General features: G+C 45.8%; 19 protein-coding genes. 15 read left to right on the forward strand and 4 right to left on the reverse strand.

All coding sequences use genetic code 11. From position 1 onward, the window contains the following. Positions 1-53: 53 nt before the first annotated feature. From ilvD to ACWJJ4_RS14110, 7 genes are all read left to right on the forward strand, one after another. Positions 54-1,730 carry a dihydroxy-acid dehydratase gene (gene ilvD, locus ACWJJ4_RS14080; protein ID WP_007409524.1) on the forward strand — a complete coding sequence of 559 codons (1,677 nt, stop codon included), beginning with the start codon at positions 54-56 and terminating at the stop codon, positions 1,728-1,730. An 81-nt stretch (positions 1,731-1,811) separates the two neighbouring features. Further along, on the forward strand, positions 1,812-2,246 hold the full coding sequence (locus tag ACWJJ4_RS14085; protein WP_454021734.1) for a BrxA/BrxB family bacilliredoxin: 435 nt from the start codon (positions 1,812-1,814) through the stop codon (positions 2,244-2,246). Between the two features lie 39 nt (positions 2,247-2,285). Beyond that, entirely contained in the window at positions 2,286-3,056 is a 771-nt protein-coding gene (locus ACWJJ4_RS14090) for a class I SAM-dependent methyltransferase (RefSeq protein WP_454021735.1), read from the forward strand. Positions 3,057-3,318: 262 nt separating this feature from the next. Continuing rightward, positions 3,319-3,927: a YpjP family protein gene (locus ACWJJ4_RS14095; protein WP_031378998.1), complete on the forward strand. Its 609-nt coding sequence runs from the start codon at positions 3,319-3,321 to the stop codon at positions 3,925-3,927. Positions 3,928-4,026: 99 nt separating this feature from the next. Next, positions 4,027-4,821 carry a thymidylate synthase gene (locus tag ACWJJ4_RS14100; RefSeq protein WP_102422248.1) on the forward strand — a complete coding sequence of 265 codons (795 nt, stop codon included), beginning with the start codon at positions 4,027-4,029 and terminating at the stop codon, positions 4,819-4,821. Continuing rightward, the gene (locus ACWJJ4_RS14105; protein WP_077722486.1) at positions 4,818-5,303 is read left to right on the forward strand and encodes a dihydrofolate reductase; all 486 of its coding nucleotides are present in this window, start codon (positions 4,818-4,820) and stop codon (positions 5,301-5,303) included. Before ACWJJ4_RS14100 ends, ACWJJ4_RS14105 begins: the two co-directional genes overlap by 4 nt. A gap of 15 nt (positions 5,304-5,318) precedes the next feature. Further along, positions 5,319-5,942 carry a lysophospholipid acyltransferase family protein gene (locus ACWJJ4_RS14110; protein WP_015417675.1) on the forward strand — a complete coding sequence of 208 codons (624 nt, stop codon included), beginning with the start codon at positions 5,319-5,321 and terminating at the stop codon, positions 5,940-5,942. Between the two features lie 41 nt (positions 5,943-5,983). Here the strand turns inward: ACWJJ4_RS14110 and trhA are convergent, their stop codons facing one another. Beyond that, complete coding sequence (gene trhA / locus ACWJJ4_RS14115; protein ID WP_007409529.1) at positions 5,984-6,622, reverse strand: PAQR family membrane homeostasis protein TrhA; 639 nt, start codon at positions 6,620-6,622, stop codon at positions 5,984-5,986. A 16-nt stretch (positions 6,623-6,638) separates the two neighbouring features. Then, complete coding sequence (locus ACWJJ4_RS14120) at positions 6,639-7,631, reverse strand: sigma-54-dependent transcriptional regulator (protein WP_454021736.1); 993 nt, start codon at positions 7,629-7,631, stop codon at positions 6,639-6,641. Positions 7,632-7,815: 184 nt separating this feature from the next. Here ACWJJ4_RS14120 and ilvA point away from each other — a divergent pair, with 184 nt between their 5' ends. The 5 genes from ilvA (at position 7,816) to ACWJJ4_RS14145 (ending at position 11,514) form a co-directional block, all read left to right on the forward strand. After that, positions 7,816-9,084: a threonine ammonia-lyase IlvA gene (ilvA, locus tag ACWJJ4_RS14125; protein WP_031379000.1), complete on the forward strand. Its 1,269-nt coding sequence runs from the start codon at positions 7,816-7,818 to the stop codon at positions 9,082-9,084. Positions 9,085-9,176: 92 nt separating this feature from the next. Further along, positions 9,177-9,428: a DUF2535 family protein gene (locus tag ACWJJ4_RS14130; protein WP_048367428.1), complete on the forward strand. Its 252-nt coding sequence runs from the start codon at positions 9,177-9,179 to the stop codon at positions 9,426-9,428. A 98-nt stretch (positions 9,429-9,526) separates the two neighbouring features. After that, complete coding sequence (locus ACWJJ4_RS14135) at positions 9,527-10,108, forward strand: SCO family protein (protein WP_079005166.1); 582 nt, start codon at positions 9,527-9,529, stop codon at positions 10,106-10,108. Positions 10,109-10,185: 77 nt separating this feature from the next. Then, positions 10,186-10,941, forward strand: coding sequence for an SGNH/GDSL hydrolase family protein (locus ACWJJ4_RS14140; RefSeq protein WP_369614708.1), 756 nt, complete (start codon positions 10,186-10,188; stop codon positions 10,939-10,941). A gap of 9 nt (positions 10,942-10,950) precedes the next feature. Continuing rightward, on the forward strand, positions 10,951-11,514 hold the full coding sequence (locus ACWJJ4_RS14145; RefSeq protein ID WP_003153637.1) for a YpmS family protein: 564 nt from the start codon (positions 10,951-10,953) through the stop codon (positions 11,512-11,514). Positions 11,515-11,563: 49 nt separating this feature from the next. Here ACWJJ4_RS14145 and ACWJJ4_RS14150 read toward each other — a convergent pair whose 3' ends face one another. After that, positions 11,564-11,989 (reverse strand): MarR family transcriptional regulator, encoded by a 426-nt coding sequence (locus tag ACWJJ4_RS14150; RefSeq protein ID WP_003153639.1) that lies wholly within the window; start codon positions 11,987-11,989, stop codon positions 11,564-11,566. A gap of 128 nt (positions 11,990-12,117) precedes the next feature. Between ACWJJ4_RS14150 and msrA the strand changes: the two genes are divergently transcribed. Continuing rightward, positions 12,118-12,651, forward strand: coding sequence for a peptide-methionine (S)-S-oxide reductase MsrA (gene msrA / locus ACWJJ4_RS14155; RefSeq protein ID WP_003153641.1), 534 nt, complete (start codon positions 12,118-12,120; stop codon positions 12,649-12,651). A gap of 1 nt (position 12,652) precedes the next feature. Continuing rightward, on the forward strand, positions 12,653-13,087 hold the full coding sequence (gene msrB / locus ACWJJ4_RS14160; protein ID WP_007409536.1) for a peptide-methionine (R)-S-oxide reductase MsrB: 435 nt from the start codon (positions 12,653-12,655) through the stop codon (positions 13,085-13,087). Positions 13,088-13,127: 40 nt separating this feature from the next. Here msrB and ACWJJ4_RS14165 read toward each other — a convergent pair whose 3' ends face one another. Continuing rightward, complete coding sequence (locus tag ACWJJ4_RS14165; RefSeq protein WP_128574884.1) at positions 13,128-14,153, reverse strand: SDR family NAD(P)-dependent oxidoreductase; 1,026 nt, start codon at positions 14,151-14,153, stop codon at positions 13,128-13,130. A 315-nt stretch (positions 14,154-14,468) separates the two neighbouring features. On the opposite strand from ACWJJ4_RS14165, the gene phyC reads away from it, so the two are divergent. Then, positions 14,469-15,620: a 3-phytase gene (phyC, locus tag ACWJJ4_RS14170; protein WP_146284462.1), complete on the forward strand. Its 1,152-nt coding sequence runs from the start codon at positions 14,469-14,471 to the stop codon at positions 15,618-15,620. Positions 15,621-15,642 lie beyond the last annotated feature (22 nt).

A 15,642-nucleotide genomic window follows, 5' to 3' on the forward strand; every position in this document is an offset into this window, starting at 1 on the left:
AAACTGAAAATTTTAAAAATAATGCACAGTCTAAAAACAGTAGGGGGATCACCATGGCAGAATTACGCAGCAACATGATCACACAGGGAATTGACAGAGCGCCGCACCGCAGCCTTCTTCGCGCTGCCGGCGTAAAAGAAGAAGACTTCGGCAAGCCGTTTATCGCGGTCTGTAATTCATACATCGATATCGTTCCCGGGCATGTTCACCTGCAGGAATTTGGAAAAATCGTAAAAGAAGCAATCAGGGAAGCGGGCGGTGTGCCTTTTGAATTTAATACGATCGGAGTAGATGACGGAATCGCGATGGGGCATATCGGCATGAGATATTCGCTGCCGAGCCGCGAAATCATTGCCGATTCAGTTGAAACGGTCGTCTCGGCGCACTGGTTTGACGGAATGGTCTGCATTCCGAACTGCGACAAAATTACGCCGGGGATGCTGATGGCGGCTATGCGGATTAATATTCCGACCATTTTTGTCAGCGGGGGGCCGATGGCAGCCGGCCGTACAAGCGATGGCCGCAAAATTTCGCTTTCTTCAGTATTTGAAGGCGTCGGCGCATATCAAGCCGGGAAAATCGGTGAAAGCGACCTGCAGGAGCTGGAACAGTTCGGCTGTCCGACGTGCGGATCTTGTTCAGGCATGTTTACGGCAAACTCCATGAACTGTCTGTCTGAAGCGCTCGGTCTGGCGCTTCCGGGAAACGGAACAATTCTGGCAACTTCACCGGAGAGAAGAGAGTTTGTGAGAAAATCAGCGGCCCAATTGATGGAGACCATCAAAAAAGACATTAAGCCGCGTGATATTGTCACCGAAAAAGCGATTGACAACGCGTTTGCGTTAGACATGGCTCTCGGCGGCTCAACCAACACAGTGCTGCATACGCTTGCGCTTGCCAATGAAGCTGGGGTTGAGTACTCTTTAGAACGCATTAACGAAGTGGCTGAACGAGTGCCTCACTTATCGAAATTGGCGCCGGCCTCGGACGTCTTCATTGAAGATCTGCACGAAGCGGGCGGAGTCTCGGCGGCCCTTAATGAATTGGCGAAAAAAGAAGGGGCGCTTCATCTTGACGCGCTGACTGTAACAGGCCGCACACTCGGAGAAACAATTGCGGGTCATGAAGTAAAGGATTATGACGTGATTCATCCGCTTGACAATCCGTTTACCGAAAAAGGCGGTTTGGCCGTCCTGTTTGGGAATCTGGCTCCGGACGGCGCCATTATCAAAACAGGCGGCGTACAGGACGGGATTACAAGACATGAAGGTCCCGCTGTCGTCTTTGATTCTCAGGATGCCGCGCTTGAAGGCATTATAAACCGCAAAGTAAAAGAAGGAGATGTTGTCATTATCCGTTATGAAGGGCCAAAGGGCGGACCGGGCATGCCGGAGATGCTTGCTCCGACGTCTCAGATTGTCGGAATGGGGCTTGGCCCGAAAGTGGCGCTTATTACAGACGGCCGTTTTTCAGGAGCGTCCCGGGGTCTTTCAATCGGGCACGTATCACCTGAAGCGGCTGAAGGCGGCCCGCTCGCATTCGTAGAAAACGGCGACCATGTCATCGTTGACATAGAAAAACGGATTTTGGACGTACAAGTGCCTGAAGAAGAATGGGAAAAACGCAAGGCCGAATGGAAAGGCTTCGAGCCGAAAGTAAAAACAGGATATCTAGCCCGGTATTCCAAACTCGTAACAAGCGCCAATACAGGCGGAATCATGAAAATATAAAACAGAGGCCTGAACAATTGAATTCCGGCCCCCTCTATAGTATCCTTGACTTCATATAAGGATTTTAGAGGGGGCTTTTTTATGTCAATGGCTTATGAAGAATATATGCGCCAGCTGGTCGTGCCGATGCGCCGTGAGCTGACGGGTGCGGGTTTTCAGGAATTAACGACTGCTGAAGAAGTAGAAAGCTTTATGGAACAGGCAGAGGGCACGACATTGGTCGTTGTTAACTCCGTGTGCGGCTGTGCTGCCGGTCTCGCCCGTCCGGCTGCGACTCAGGCTGTTTTACAGCATGAACAAGCGCCTGATCATACGGTTACCGTATTTGCCGGTCAAGATAAAGACGCAACTGCAAAAATGCGTGAATATTTTACGGGGCAGGAACCTTCCTCGCCATCAATGGCGCTGTTAAAAGGGAAAGAGGTCGTTCATTTTATTCCCCGCCACGAAATCGAAGGGCATGACATGGAGGAAATTATGAAAAATCTGACGGATGCCTTCGATGCGCACTGCTGAAATGCCCGAATTCCGGGCATTTTCTTTTTGGAGAAAAAGATGATCACAACGAGTTACAGACCAAGCGAATATACGATACACACAGCGCAGTCACTCAGTGTCAGGCTGGGTGACACTTACTGCAGCCGCAATAAACAGCCTATTGAAAAAATGCTGGAACAAGCCGCTAGCGATCTTTTAGTCATCGGAAAGGAGCGGTTCGAACTTTACACGAAGCAAGGGGAGAAGTTCTTTTTTCACCCGAATACAGCGATGTTCCGCGCAAAGCGGTTTTTGAGAGGGGAAGCCGAGCCGTTGTTAAAAGCAGCCGGATTACGCGAGGGGGATTCCTTTTTAGATTGTACACTCGGCCTGGCATCCGATGCGATTTTGGCAAGCCTGGCAGTCGGAAAAAGCGGGCAAGTCATCGGCCTGGAGAAAAACAAGCTTGTCTCATTGCTTGTAGAAACAGGACTTCAAACGTGGGAAACCGGAATGGAGCAGCTCCAAACCGCCATGAAACGCATTCAGGTTAAACATGCTGACTGCGCCGATTATTTGCGGGAGCTTCCTGATTCATCGGTAGATGTCATTTATTTTGACCCGATGTTTCACGAACCTGTTGAAACGTCAGACGGCATTGCACCGCTCCGCGCGCTGGCAGAAGAGGGTTTTAACGAAGAGTGCATCACGCAAGCCGTCCGGGCGGCGAAAAAATGCGTAGTGCTTAAAGACCATTGGAAAAGCCCGCGGTTTGAACGATACGGCTTCAAGGTGCTGAAAAGAAAGACGGCGCTTTTCCACTTCGGTGTCATCCATGTAAGCTCATGATATCATGGGCTTCTTTTTCGTTAATCAGTGATTTCCATAACGACAAAATAAAGCAGCGTGAGAAGTGATACAGTCGCAAATAAAGCGTTAATCATCTCATCCCCTCCTTTTTCTCCTTCTTATTGTAAGCGGTTTATCCGCTCGGTCACAGTTACCAATTTCCCATATTGCATGATAATACGCTGCCGGGCATGACGCCGCGCTTTAATCTATGCTAAAATAAAGGAAAAGAGGACAATAAAACAGAGGGGAACAATCTATCATGAAATTGTGGATGAAAAAGACCCTTGTGGTTCTGTTTACCATTGTAACGTTCGGACTCGTGTCTCCTCCGGCTGCTTTGATGACAGACAAGCCTTCAGGACAGTCGAGCAGTCTTGAGCAGAATGATTACACCGCTTTTTATGATGAACACGCCCTGCCGGGAGAAGCGAAGGCAGGGCGGGAGCCTGAATTACTGTTTCAATCGTATCAGCAGCAGCTTCTCGGTGATGCTGAAAATCAATCATTTTTAAAATTCGGCAGCAAAATCTCTCCGGTCATTGAAGATGATTACAGAAGTGAAATTCTGCCTAAAATCGAAGATGTGATCACAGGACATTTAGCCAAGTTTCAAGATGATGAAGCGTATCAGGATGTGGTTATTTCCAGTAAACCGTCGGCCGGAAAAACCGAAAAAATTTTTCATGTGTATAACAGGCTGACAGGTGAAGATCTTTTAAGGTTCCACGTCCGCCGGGATCATCCTCCGCAAGACGGCTACTGGTTTAATTTTCATTACCATACCGCTGAAGACGGATTTCAATCACATCATGAGCTCGGCAGCATTTACTGGGACCGCAATACGCCGCCTGACTGGATGAGCGTGTAATAGCGAGAAGAAATAAAAAAATCATTTCTGAGAAATTTTGCAGAAATGATTTTTTATTGTGTTACACTACTAAAAGACTACTTTAAAAGGATGAAAAAAATGAAACAATATAAAGATTTGTGCCGTCATGTGTTAGAAAACGGAGAAAAAAAAGGAGACCGTACGGGAACGGGTACGATCAGCACGTTCGGCTACCAAATGCGGTTTAACCTTCAGGAAGGTTTCCCGATGCTTACGACGAAAAAGCTCCATTTTAAATCCATCGCGCATGAGCTGCTTTGGTTTTTAAAAGGAGATACGAATGTCCGCTACCTTCAGGAAAACGGAGTCCGTATCTGGAACGAATGGGCGGATGAAAACGGAGAACTCGGACCGGTTTACGGCTCTCAATGGCGTTCGTGGCGCGGAGCGGACGGCGAGACCATTGATCAAATCTCCCGGCTGATTCATGACATCAAGACAAACCCGAATTCCAGACGTTTAATCGTCAGCGCCTGGAATGTCGGAGAAATTGATCGTATGGCGCTTCCGCCTTGCCACTGCCTGTTTCAGTTTTATGTCGCGGATGGAAAACTGTCGTGTCAGCTTTATCAGCGCTCAGCGGATGTCTTTCTCGGCGTGCCGTTTAATATTGCGTCTTATGCGCTTTTAACAATGATGATCGCGCATGTGACGGGGCTTGAACCGGGTGAGTTTGTTCATACATTCGGAGACGTCCACATTTACCAAAACCATGTGGAGCAGGTGAATTTGCAGCTGACAAGGGATGTCCGTCCGCTGCCGAAACTGCGGTTTGCGCGAAATGTTGATTCTATTTTTGATTTTACGTTTGAAGACTTTATCATTGAGGATTATGACCCGCATCCGCACATAAAAGGAGCTGTCAGCGTATGATTTCGTTTATTTTTGCGATGGATGAGAACCGGCTGATCGGAAAAGATAACGATCTGCCTTGGCACCTTCCCGATGATCTCGCGTATTTCAAAAAAGTGACGACGGGCCACACCATTGTAATGGGGCGGAAAACGTTTGAATCAATCGGACGCCCGCTTCCGAACCGGCGTAACATCGTTGTAACCTCACGGGACGAATCTTCATTCCCGGGCTGTATTGCCGCCCGCTCGGCTGAGGAAGTGCTCAAGCTGATCCCGGCGGATGAAGAATGCTTTGTAATCGGCGGCGCCCAGCTGTACAGTGCGCTCTTTCCTTATGCGGACAGACTCTACATGACAAAAATTCACCATGTCTTTGAAGGAGACCGTTTTTTTCCGGAATTTAATGAAGCTGAATGGGAATTGACCTCCCGCAAACAGGGAGTAAAAAATGAAAAAAATCCTTACGATTATGAGTACCTTGTATACGAGAAAAAGAATTAAGCAGGGGGACAAGAATTGATTCGTTACGGCTGCCTTGTGATGTACGTTGTATTTATGTTCATGAAAAATATTCAGGAATATATCAATCAAAAAGAGCTTGACCCGCGGCTCTCTTTTCAAAAACAGATGAGGCTGGTGTATGAGCGGCCGAAAGCCTTTATGAGAGGCTGCATTGACGTCTCGGGATCGACAATCGGCATTCATCATGATCAGCCGATCCCGGACGGCCCCGTATTGTATGTGCATCCCAAATTGCGCCCGGCTGATCTTCTGCTGCTTGCGGGACATCTTGAAGAGCCGGCTGGTTTTATCGCTGGCGAGAAAGCTTTCCGGATGCCGTTTCTCGGAAATTGGCTGCGTCTGATGGGTGTCATTTGTGGCGGAGACAGCCGGGATGCAGTGCTTCAGGAGGCGGAAGTCCGTCTGCAAAAAGGGCAAAGTCTGATTCTGTCCGAAGACGGCAAAATCAATCCGGAGGAACTGGCCCTTCGTTTCGATCTCCCGATTGTGCCCGTCAGCACTTCGGGAACAGACCGGCTGCTGCGGGGCAGATTACTGAAACGGCTGAAACCGGCTGACATTGAATTACATATAAAGCCCGCTTATTATCCGGCCGGTCAGAAACGGCTCCGTGCATAAAAAAAGCACAGTCTCTATACGAGAGGCTGTGCTTTTTTATTTCAGATAAAGGGAACTTTGACGCAATAAAACAAAATACAGAAAAACATCGAGGCGCTGCCGCCTAAAACAAAACTGTGCCAAATGGCGTGATGATACGGAACCTTTCTCCAAATATAAAATATTGTGCCGGCGGAATACAATAAGCCGCCGAAAAGAAGAAGGCCGAAACCGGGGCCTGACAGCGAAGCGTACAGCGGTTTAATGGCGACGATGATCAGCCAGCCCATCATTAAATAGACAAGCGTTGAAAAAATGATAAACCGCTTCACGAAAAAGATTTTAAACACGATGCCTCCGATGGCAAGCGACCAAACAATAATTAAAAGGGTCAGACCGAGCGCCCCTTTAAGGGGTCCTAATAAAAATGGCGTATATGTTCCGGCTATTAATACGTATATCGCGGAATGATCCACAATCTCAAGAATGTCTTTCGTTTTTTTATGCTGGATGCTGTGCAAAAGAGTCGAACTGAGATACAGCAGGAGCATTGAAGCGCCGAAGATTGAAAAGCTGACGATGTCTGTCGGCGAGCCGTATTTCACCGCGAAGATAATGAGAAAAATAAGCGCCGGAATCGACAGCAATACACCGATTCCGTGTGTGACGGCATTTGCGATTTCTTCTTTTATTGTGAACAATCAAATGTCCTCCTTTTTAAAGGATTTGTTTTTGCAGTGACTGCAAAAAGGTCAACCCTTCTAATGTGATTTTTGTTCCTGCGCGTCCCCGGCCTTTTGTCACATAGTTCATCTTTTCTAAGTAATCAAGCCTGTTTCTGACTTGCTGGGGCGTTAATGTCATTGTGCTGTTTTCGCTTAATTCGGATATGCTCCGTCTGCTGGCGGGTTCGCCTTTTGTATTTAAGTCTTTAATTGATTCCAAAATAAACAAAAACTCTTCTTTCTCCATCAATGTCAGCCGTTTTTCTTTTTTCTTAGCGGTTTTCGCTTTCTGGCTGTTTTTGATATACGGCGGGACATGCTCGGGATAAATCGTGCTGCCGGATGCTGCCGCGGCCATATAGTGAGCCGCATTTTCAAGTTCTCTGATGTTGCCGTTAAAGGTGTGCCGCTCAAACAGCGGATAAACGGACGGATCGATATGAATATGCTGCCCCGAGGCTGTCAGCATATGCTGCAGAAGAAGCGGTATATCGCTCTTTCGTTCAGATAAAGCAGGGAGCGGAAGGCATAACACGTGAAGCCTGTAAAATAAATCTATGCTGAACGTGTTTTCCGCGCCGGTATCGCCAAGATTCGCCGTGCTGCTTGCAATGATGCGGGCGGAAAGCCCGGCGTCCAGCTCGGAAAGAAGGCGGGCCTGTACCGAGAGCGGCATGTCTCCGATTTCATATAAGAATAATGTTCCGCGGCGGGCCCTGTTTAATGCACCTTCAGCGCCGAACAGTTCATATTCGAGCCGATCTTCGCTTTGGCTGCAGTGAACGGTAATAAATAGTTCGCTGTTTCTGCGGGATTTATGATGGATCGCTCTGGCCATTTGTTTTTTTCCGGTTCCGACTTCACCTGTTATGAAGACTGGCAAATCAGATAAGGCAAATTGCGAGGCCAATCGTTTCGCTTCTGAAAAGGTGTGATGTTCGCCGGCTAGCTGATAAAAAGGATCAGTTTGTTCAATTACACTCATGAATTGGCTCCTTTTGGTTCTAATTGGTTTAAGTATAACACGTTTATGCGATCGAAAATATCTTTTTCTCTTGTATCGGTTCATTTATTTTTATTTACAAAATTAAAATAATTATCTTATTGTTCGAATATTCATGTTATAATGGCATATTAAATAGGGATTTAAATAAGAAAGGACTCTGTAAATGAAACCGTTGCTTAAAGAAGACTCTCTCATCCAGGTAAAAGACATTTTAAAAGCGCACCAAAACGTAAAGGACGTTGTGATACATACGCCTTTGCAGAGGAATGACAGACTTTCTGAGAGGTATGGCTGCAATATCTATTTGAAAAGAGAAGACCTGCAGGTGGTCAGATCATTTAAGCTCAGAGGGGCTTATAATAAAATGAGGCAGCTCTCAAAAGAGCAGACTGAAAACGGAATTGTATGCGCAAGTGCGGGAAACCATGCGCAGGGGGTTGCGTTTTCATGCAAACACCTCGGCATTCACGGCAAGATTTTTATGCCGTCAACTACACCGAGACAGAAAGTATCCCAAGTGGAGCTGTTCGGAAAAGAATTTGTTGAAATCATATTGACGGGTGACACTTTCGATGATGCGTATAAGAGTTCTGCGGAATGCTGTGAAAAAGAAAACCGCACGTTCATTCATCCGTTTGACGATCCCGATGTCATGGCCGGACAGGGAACGGCTGCCATCGAAATTTTAAATGACATTGATGTTGAACCGCATTTTCTTTTTGCAGGCGTAGGGGGAGGGGGACTCCTGTCCGGGCTCGGCACGTACATGAAAAACATCTCGCCGGATACAAAAATCATAGCGGTAGAGCCGAAGGGCGCAGCCTCCTATTTTGAATCGAAAAAAGCCGGACAAGTGGTTGAACTTGAGAAAATTGATAAATTTGTCGATGGGGCGGCCGTAAAAAAAATCGGCGCTGAAACCTTTCAAACGCTCGAAACCATCGTCGATGACGTTTTGCTTGTCCCGGAAGGAAAAGTGTGCAGCACGATTCTTGAATTATATAATCAATGCGCTATCGTGGCTGAACCGGCGGGTGCATTGTCCGTGTCAGCACTTGATCTGTACAAAGAAGAGATTAAAGGGAAAAACGTCATCTGCATGGTCAGCGGAGGGAATAATGACATCGGCAGAATGCAGGAGATGAAGGAGCGCTCCATGATTTACGAGGGGCTGCAGCATTATTTTATCGTTAATTTCCCGCAAAGGGCGGGAGCGCTTCGCGAATACCTTGATGAGGTGCTCGGTCCTGATGATGACATCACCCGGTTTGAATACACGAAAAAAAATAACAAAAGCAGCGGCCCCGCATTGGTCGGCATTGAGCTTAAGCATCGGGAAGATTACGGCGCGCTCATTGCCCGGATGAATCAAAAAGGATTTCATTACGTAGAGGTGAATAAAGATCAGGATCTGTTCCACCTGTTAATCTGACTTTTTTTAGAACGGCCGCGCAAAATGACAGACACGCTTTCTCAGATTGTATATAATAAAAAGAAAACAATCGAAAAAGAAGGATTGATATCTTGTTACTCAAAAGCCTAGAGTTCAAACGACAGGACGGGATTCAGGTAAAAGTGACAGAAATACCGGTTGTCACGGAAGGTGAACAATATTTTTTTCAAATTCATCAGCACCTTGAGCTTTATTTGAGAGAAGTTTTTGCTTCACAAAGTGTGAGAACAGTGTATTCATTCCGACAATATGTCAAGCGCCGTATGAAGTGGAAAGATTATGAGGCCGTTTTCAGCCAAGAGATTTTAAAACATAACGCATAACGGTGCACATTCCTTAGCGCCTTCCTTTTGATAAGGGAGGGTGCGGGAATTTTTTTATGATGAATGCTGTAAGCGTTTTATCTATGGGGGGAATGGAAATGAAAAAAATGAAAAGCTTCGCTGCCGTCTTTTGTTTGCTGCTCTTGTGCGCCTGCGGGGGGAAAACGATAAAAGACCCGCTGAACTATCAGATTGAGCCGTTTTCATATCAGAACCAAGACGGGAAAACAGTGTCACTGAAAAGCCTGAAGGGGCATGTCTGGATTGCCGATTTTATGTTTACAAACTGTAATACAGTCTGTCCGCCGATGACGGCCCACATGACCGAACTGCAAAAAAAACTGAAGGCTGAGAACCTGGACGTGCGGATTGTGTCATTCAGTGTAGATCCTGAAAATGATACGCCGAAACAGCTGAAAGCCTTTGCTTCCAAATATCCGCTTTCGCTTCGCAACTGGGATTTTCTGACCGGTTACAGCCAAAAGGACATTGAAGATTTTGCGCTGAACAGCTTTAAAGCAATCGTCAAAAAGCCGGAGGGAGAGGACCAGGTCATACATCAAACTTCTTTTTATTTAGTCGGACCTGACGGCAAGGTGCTTAAAGATTATGACGGCGTGCAGAAGGTTCCGTATGATGATATCCTGTCAGATGTCAAAGCGGCTGAGGAGCTCAAGTAAACTGGCAGATTAGACATTTTCAAAACTGAAAAAACATGTTACACTTTCCACTAGTAGACGGGGAAGGAGCAACCAGATTGAAGCTGCGAATGTTCTCATTGATCGCCGGACTGGCTTTGCTTTTATCAGCTTGTTCTGTCCAGCGCACCGGTTCTGACGCTGAAGAACCGAAAACGAAAGATCATATTGTCATAGCTGCGGTCGGTGATTCATTGACTGAAGGAGTAGGAGATCCTGACGGTTCAGGATACGTCGGCAAGACAGCGGAGTCTCTTAAGAAAAAGGGACATGTGAAAACGGTAGATATTAAAAATTATGCGGTGCAGGGCGACAAAACGTCGGACCTGCTGGAAAAGCTTGATAATAAAAAAGTGCAGAAATCATTAAAGAGCGCCGACTATATCTTTTTTACCATCGGCGGCAATGACTTAATGAAGGTGCTCCGCCAGAATATGATGCAGCTGACGGTTCAGCCGTTCCAAAAGGAAGAGAAACCTTTTGAAAAACGGTTCAAGGCGATCGTTTCAAAAATCCGCAAATATAATGAAAACGCAGAGCTGGTGTATGTCAGCATGTATAATCCGTTCACGTTTACGCTGCCTGAATTAAAAGAAATTAATGGGGTTGTGACGGATTGGAACAAGATCGCCGCAAAAGAGCTGGAAAAAGATCCCCACGCCGCTGCGGTGAATGTTGAAGACTTGTTCAGTCAAAAAAGCGGCAGCAGACGGATTTCAAAGGATGATGATTTTCATCCGAACGCAAAAGGGTATGCACTCATCGCCGACCGATTATACGGCATCATAGAAAAACAAGGGTTACCAGCAGAATAGGGTGAAATGATGAAAAAGTGGAAATCGCTGTTTTTTGTTCTTCTCGCACTCAATGTGATTGCCGCCGCGGTAATTGTGACATTATTGGTTATGCCGGGAGAGCAGGCGAAAATACAAGATCAGACAAAAAGTGAGTACGGCTTTCATATCACAAGCTCCAAAGAATCACTTGCCAGGTTTGTGAATTCGTACTTAAAAGAGAAGGCATCGAATCAGCTTGACTACAAAGTGGACATCAATAACGATGTGCACGTGGCAGGTAAAATCAAAGCATTCTCAACCTCCATTAACGCGGTCGTCACATTTGAACCGTCCGTACAGGAGAACGGAGATGTGGTTTTGAAAGTGACGAAGTTTTCATTAGGCGAATTAAGCCTGCCGATCAGCTTTGTGCTGAATTATATGGACAGCTTTTACGAACTCCCGTCATTTGTGCACGTTCATTCCGGGGATAAAAGCATCGAGATCCGTCTGTCAGAAATGCCTTTAGACAACGGCATGTATGTAAAAGCGGATAAAATCAATCTCGACACGGATGAAATTGAATTTTCCTATTATCATCCGAAACAATAAGTTTTCATAAAAAAACACAGATCCTTTCAGGGATTTGTGTTTTTTTGTGTCAGCGTTTTTTGTCTAGCTTGCTGAACAGTTTGATTAACGTTGCAAGCTCTTCATCAGAGTAGCAGTCAAACCGTTTAAAAAAGTATTCTGTTTTTTTCTGGTTGAAATGATCGACAATTTTCTCCCCGGCTTCCGTAATATGGATTCTGATAATTCGCCTGTCCTCTTTAGAACGGATGCGGGTGATCCATTCCTTTTCTACTAAAGCGTCGGTCACTGCGGTAATGTGGCTTGCGGAGACCTCAAGAATGGGGGCAAATTCCGTTACTTTTTTAGGCCCTTGTTCACTGAGAATCCGCAAAATGGTGAATTCGTTCCTGGACAGCTCTTTATCTAGAATTTCATTAACTTCATTTCTGATTTGTTTAAACACTTTTCGAAGCAAAGCTTCCATATCATACATCATTTGTGTCCTTACTTTCAAATCATGAACCTCCAATATGTAGTCAGCGTGGCATTCGTTCAGCTTCCCCTGAAAGCAGAATTATTTTTATTCTGTTTATACATGCTATAATATAATAATACCACGTATGAACAAAGGAGGGCACCCGTATGTCAGAAAAAAAAGAAATCGCCACATTTGCAGGCGGCTGTTTTTGGTGCATGGTGAAGCCGTTTGACGAACAGCCCGGGATTGAAAAGGTGGTGTCCGGCTATACAGGAGGTCATACTGAGAATCCGACTTACGAAGAAGTGTGCAGTGAAACGACCGGACACAGAGAAGCCGTTCAAATCACATTTCAACCTGACATTTATCCGTATGAAAAGCTTGTCGAGCTGTTTTGGCAGCAGATCGACCCGACTGATGCAGGCGGCCAGTTTGCAGACCGCGGAAGTTCATATCGGGCGGCGATATATTACCATAATGATGAACAAAAACAAATCGCTGAAGCCTCAAAAAAACAGCTTGAAGAAAGCGGCATATTTAAAAAGCCGATCGTCACAGACATTTTAAAGGCTGAGCCTTTTTATGAAGCGGAAGGCTATCATCAGCACTTTTATAAGAAAAATCCTGATCACTACGGGCGCTACCGTGTAGGTTCCGGACGTCAAGGCTTTCTGGATGAGCATTGGAGGGACAGATAAGATGGCTTTTAATAAAGAAGAAAAAATCAAATCATTAAACCGCATGCAATATGAAGTCACGCAAAATAACGGAACGGAGCCGCCGTTTCAAAATGAATTCTGGGATCACAAAGAAGAGGGGCTGTATGTTGATATCGTATCAGGAAAGCCCTTGTTTACATCTCTGGATAAATTCGATTCTCATTGCGGCTGGCCCAGCTTTACAAAACCGATTGAGGAAGAAGAGGTTGACGAAAAACTGGACACAAGCCACGGGATGATCCGGACGGAAGTGAGAAGCAAAACAGCGGACTCCCACTTAGGCCACGTATTTAATGACGGCCCGGGGCCAAGCGGTCTCCGTTATTGCATTAACTCTGCGGCACTCCGGTTTATTCCGAAAGACAAGCTGAAGGAAGAGGGCTATGAAGCCTGCCTGCATTTATTTGAAAAATAGAGCTCAGCAATAAGGCCTGCCTATCAGACAGGCCTTTTTTCTATGTTTTTTTTTCTTCATGTAATCGTTCAATAATTTTTACGATTGTGTCTTTTGTGATGAGCGGCGCCTGATCGGATTGATATCTGGGGAGATTGACCTTCCGAAATTCCGGATGTTTGGCGGGATCCGGCAATATCGCGTAAAGATTGCCCCATTCATATAAAGATTCCGTCTCATGAGGAGAGGTCAGTTCTTCATGAAGCTTCTCACCGGGGCGTTTTCCCACTTCAACAGCGGCTGGCCGCGGCAGTCCGTGCCGGAACGCATATTCTTCAAACCCGTGAAGCAGTTCTTCAAGCCTCAGGGACTCCATTTTAAAAATAAACGTTTCTCCGCCCTTTGTAATCGCCGCAGATTGCAGAGTGAGCGTTGCGGCGTCATCGATCGACATAAAAAACCTCGTCATGTTTTTATCCGTAATGGTGAGCGGACCGCCTGCCATCAACTGCTCAAATAAAATAGGAATAACGGAACCGCGTGAACCGAGCACATTGCCGAAGCGGACCGAACAAAACACCGTACCGCGGTTTTGAACATGATGATTTGCCTGATGAAACAGCTTCTCGGACAACAGCTTCGTAGCCCCCATTGTGTTTACCGGGGAAACGGCTTTATCGGTACTGATATTAATCACATGCGTCACTTCTTGCAGCAAAGCGGCTTCTGCGACATTTTGTCCGCCGATAAGGTTGGTTTGAATGGCTTCAAAGGGATTATCCTCACATGTCGGAACCTGCTTCAGCGCAGCTGTGTGAAAGACAATATCAACACCTTTCATCACTTGGTTGACTCTTCTGTAGTCACGAACATCGCCGAGCACAAACGACAGTCTTTGTTCATCCGCGTATTTTTGTTTCATCACATATTGTTTGCTGTCATCTTTGCTGAACACAATGACTTCTTTAGGGGTTAAGAGCAAAAGGCGTTTTACTATTTGGCTTCCGATTGATCCTGTTCCGCCTGTGACGAGAACAGTTTTATCGTGAAAAAACGGTTGTAGCTCTACTGCTTGCTGTTTAGGCATGGCTTATCCTCCAACTCTCGTTTCTCTACCATGCATCATATGTTGAACAATTTCAGCGAGTTAATGAAAGAAACCAATAAATCAAAAATTAGAGAAAAACATTAATCTGATGCGCTTTCATATCTCGTTACCCGATTAATAGAATAGAAATCACAAATAAAACATTGTACTAAATATTCATTTCAAATATTTGTCCACGTCAATTTTTTCTCTCCATAAATTCTCACATGCGGACAATCTTCACAAAAACTTAACACTGAACTTCCTGTATGTATTTTACAATTAAAGTGCACGTTCATAAAAGGAGGATGGAAAATGAATCATTCAAAAATACTTTTGTTAACCGCGGCAGCCGGATTGATGCTCACATGCGGTGCGGTTTCTTCCCAGGCCAAACATAAGCTGTCTGATCCTTATCATTTTACCGTGAATGCGGCGGCGGAAACGGAGCCGGTTGATACAGCCGGTGATGCAGCTGATGATCCTGCGATTTGGCTGGACCCCAAGAATCCTCAGAACAGCAAATTGATCACAACCAATAAAAAATCAGGCTTAGTCGTGTACAGCCTAGAGGGAAAGATGCTTCATTCCTATCATACCGGGAAGCTGAACAATGTTGATATCCGCTATGATTTTCCGTTGAACGGAAAAAAAGTCGATATTGCGGCGGCATCCAATCGGTCTGAAGGAAAGAATACCATTGAGATTTACGCCATTGACGGGAAAAACGGCACATTACAAAGCATTACGGATCCAGACCGCCCGATTGCATCAGCAATTGATGAAGTATACGGTTTCAGCTTGTACCACAGTCAAAAAACAGGAAAATATTACGCGATGGTGACAGGGAAAGAAGGCGAATTTGAACAATACGAATTAAATGCGGATAAAAATGGATACATATCCGGCAAAAAGGTAAGGGCGTTTAAAATGAATTCTCAGACAGAAGGAATGGCAGCAGACGATGAATACGGCAGTCTTTATATCGCAGAAGAAGATGAGGCCATCTGGAAGTTCAGTGCTGAGCCGGACGGCGGCAGTAACGGAACGGTTATCGATCGTGCCGACGGCAGGCATTTAACCCCTGATATTGAAGGACTGACGATTTACTATGCTGCTGACGGGAAAGGTTATCTGCTTGCATCAAGCCAGGGTAACAGCAGCTACGCGATTTATGAAAGACAGGGACAGAACAAATATGTTGCGGACTTTCAGATAACAGACGGGCCTGAAACAGACGGCACAAGCGATACAGACGGAATTGACGTTCTGGGTTTCGGGCTGGGGCCTGAATATCCGTTCGGTCTTTTTGTCGCACAGGACGGAGAGAATATAGATCACGGCCAAAAGGCCAATCAAAATTTTAAAATGGTGCCATGGGAAAGAATCGCTGATAAAATCGGCTTTCATCCGCAGGTCAATAAACAGGTTGACCCGAGAAAACTGACTGACAGAAGCGGAAAATAAACATGAAAAAAGCAGCTTATCC

Source organism: Bacillus sp. JK62 (assembly GCF_053663455.1).

Bases quoted from the DNA above. Each gene is read 5' to 3' on its own strand.
- ilvD (WP_007409524.1), top strand. From the start codon at position 54: ATGGCAGAATTACGCAGCAACATGATCACACAGGGAATTGACAGAGCG.
- ACWJJ4_RS14085 (WP_454021734.1), top strand. From the start codon at position 1,812: ATGTCAATGGCTTATGAAGAATATATGCGCCAGCTGGTCGTGCCGATG.
- ACWJJ4_RS14090 (WP_454021735.1), top strand. From the start codon at position 2,286: ATGATCACAACGAGTTACAGACCAAGCGAATATACGATACACACAGCG.
- ACWJJ4_RS14095 (WP_031378998.1), top strand. From the start codon at position 3,319: ATGAAATTGTGGATGAAAAAGACCCTTGTGGTTCTGTTTACCATTGTA.
- ACWJJ4_RS14100 (WP_102422248.1), top strand. From the start codon at position 4,027: ATGAAACAATATAAAGATTTGTGCCGTCATGTGTTAGAAAACGGAGAA.
- ACWJJ4_RS14105 (WP_077722486.1), top strand. From the start codon at position 4,818: ATGATTTCGTTTATTTTTGCGATGGATGAGAACCGGCTGATCGGAAAA.
- ACWJJ4_RS14120 (WP_454021736.1), bottom strand. From the start codon at position 7,631: ATGAGTGTAATTGAACAAACTGATCCTTTTTATCAGCTAGCCGGCGAA.
- ilvA (WP_031379000.1), top strand. From the start codon at position 7,816: ATGAAACCGTTGCTTAAAGAAGACTCTCTCATCCAGGTAAAAGACATT.
- ACWJJ4_RS14135 (WP_079005166.1), top strand. From the start codon at position 9,527: ATGAAAAAAATGAAAAGCTTCGCTGCCGTCTTTTGTTTGCTGCTCTTG.
- ACWJJ4_RS14145 (WP_003153637.1), top strand. From the start codon at position 10,951: ATGAAAAAGTGGAAATCGCTGTTTTTTGTTCTTCTCGCACTCAATGTG.
- msrA (WP_003153641.1), top strand. From the start codon at position 12,118: ATGTCAGAAAAAAAAGAAATCGCCACATTTGCAGGCGGCTGTTTTTGG.
- msrB (WP_007409536.1), top strand. From the start codon at position 12,653: ATGGCTTTTAATAAAGAAGAAAAAATCAAATCATTAAACCGCATGCAA.
- ACWJJ4_RS14165 (WP_128574884.1), bottom strand. From the start codon at position 14,153: ATGCCTAAACAGCAAGCAGTAGAGCTACAACCGTTTTTTCACGATAAA.
- phyC (WP_146284462.1), top strand. From the start codon at position 14,469: ATGAATCATTCAAAAATACTTTTGTTAACCGCGGCAGCCGGATTGATG.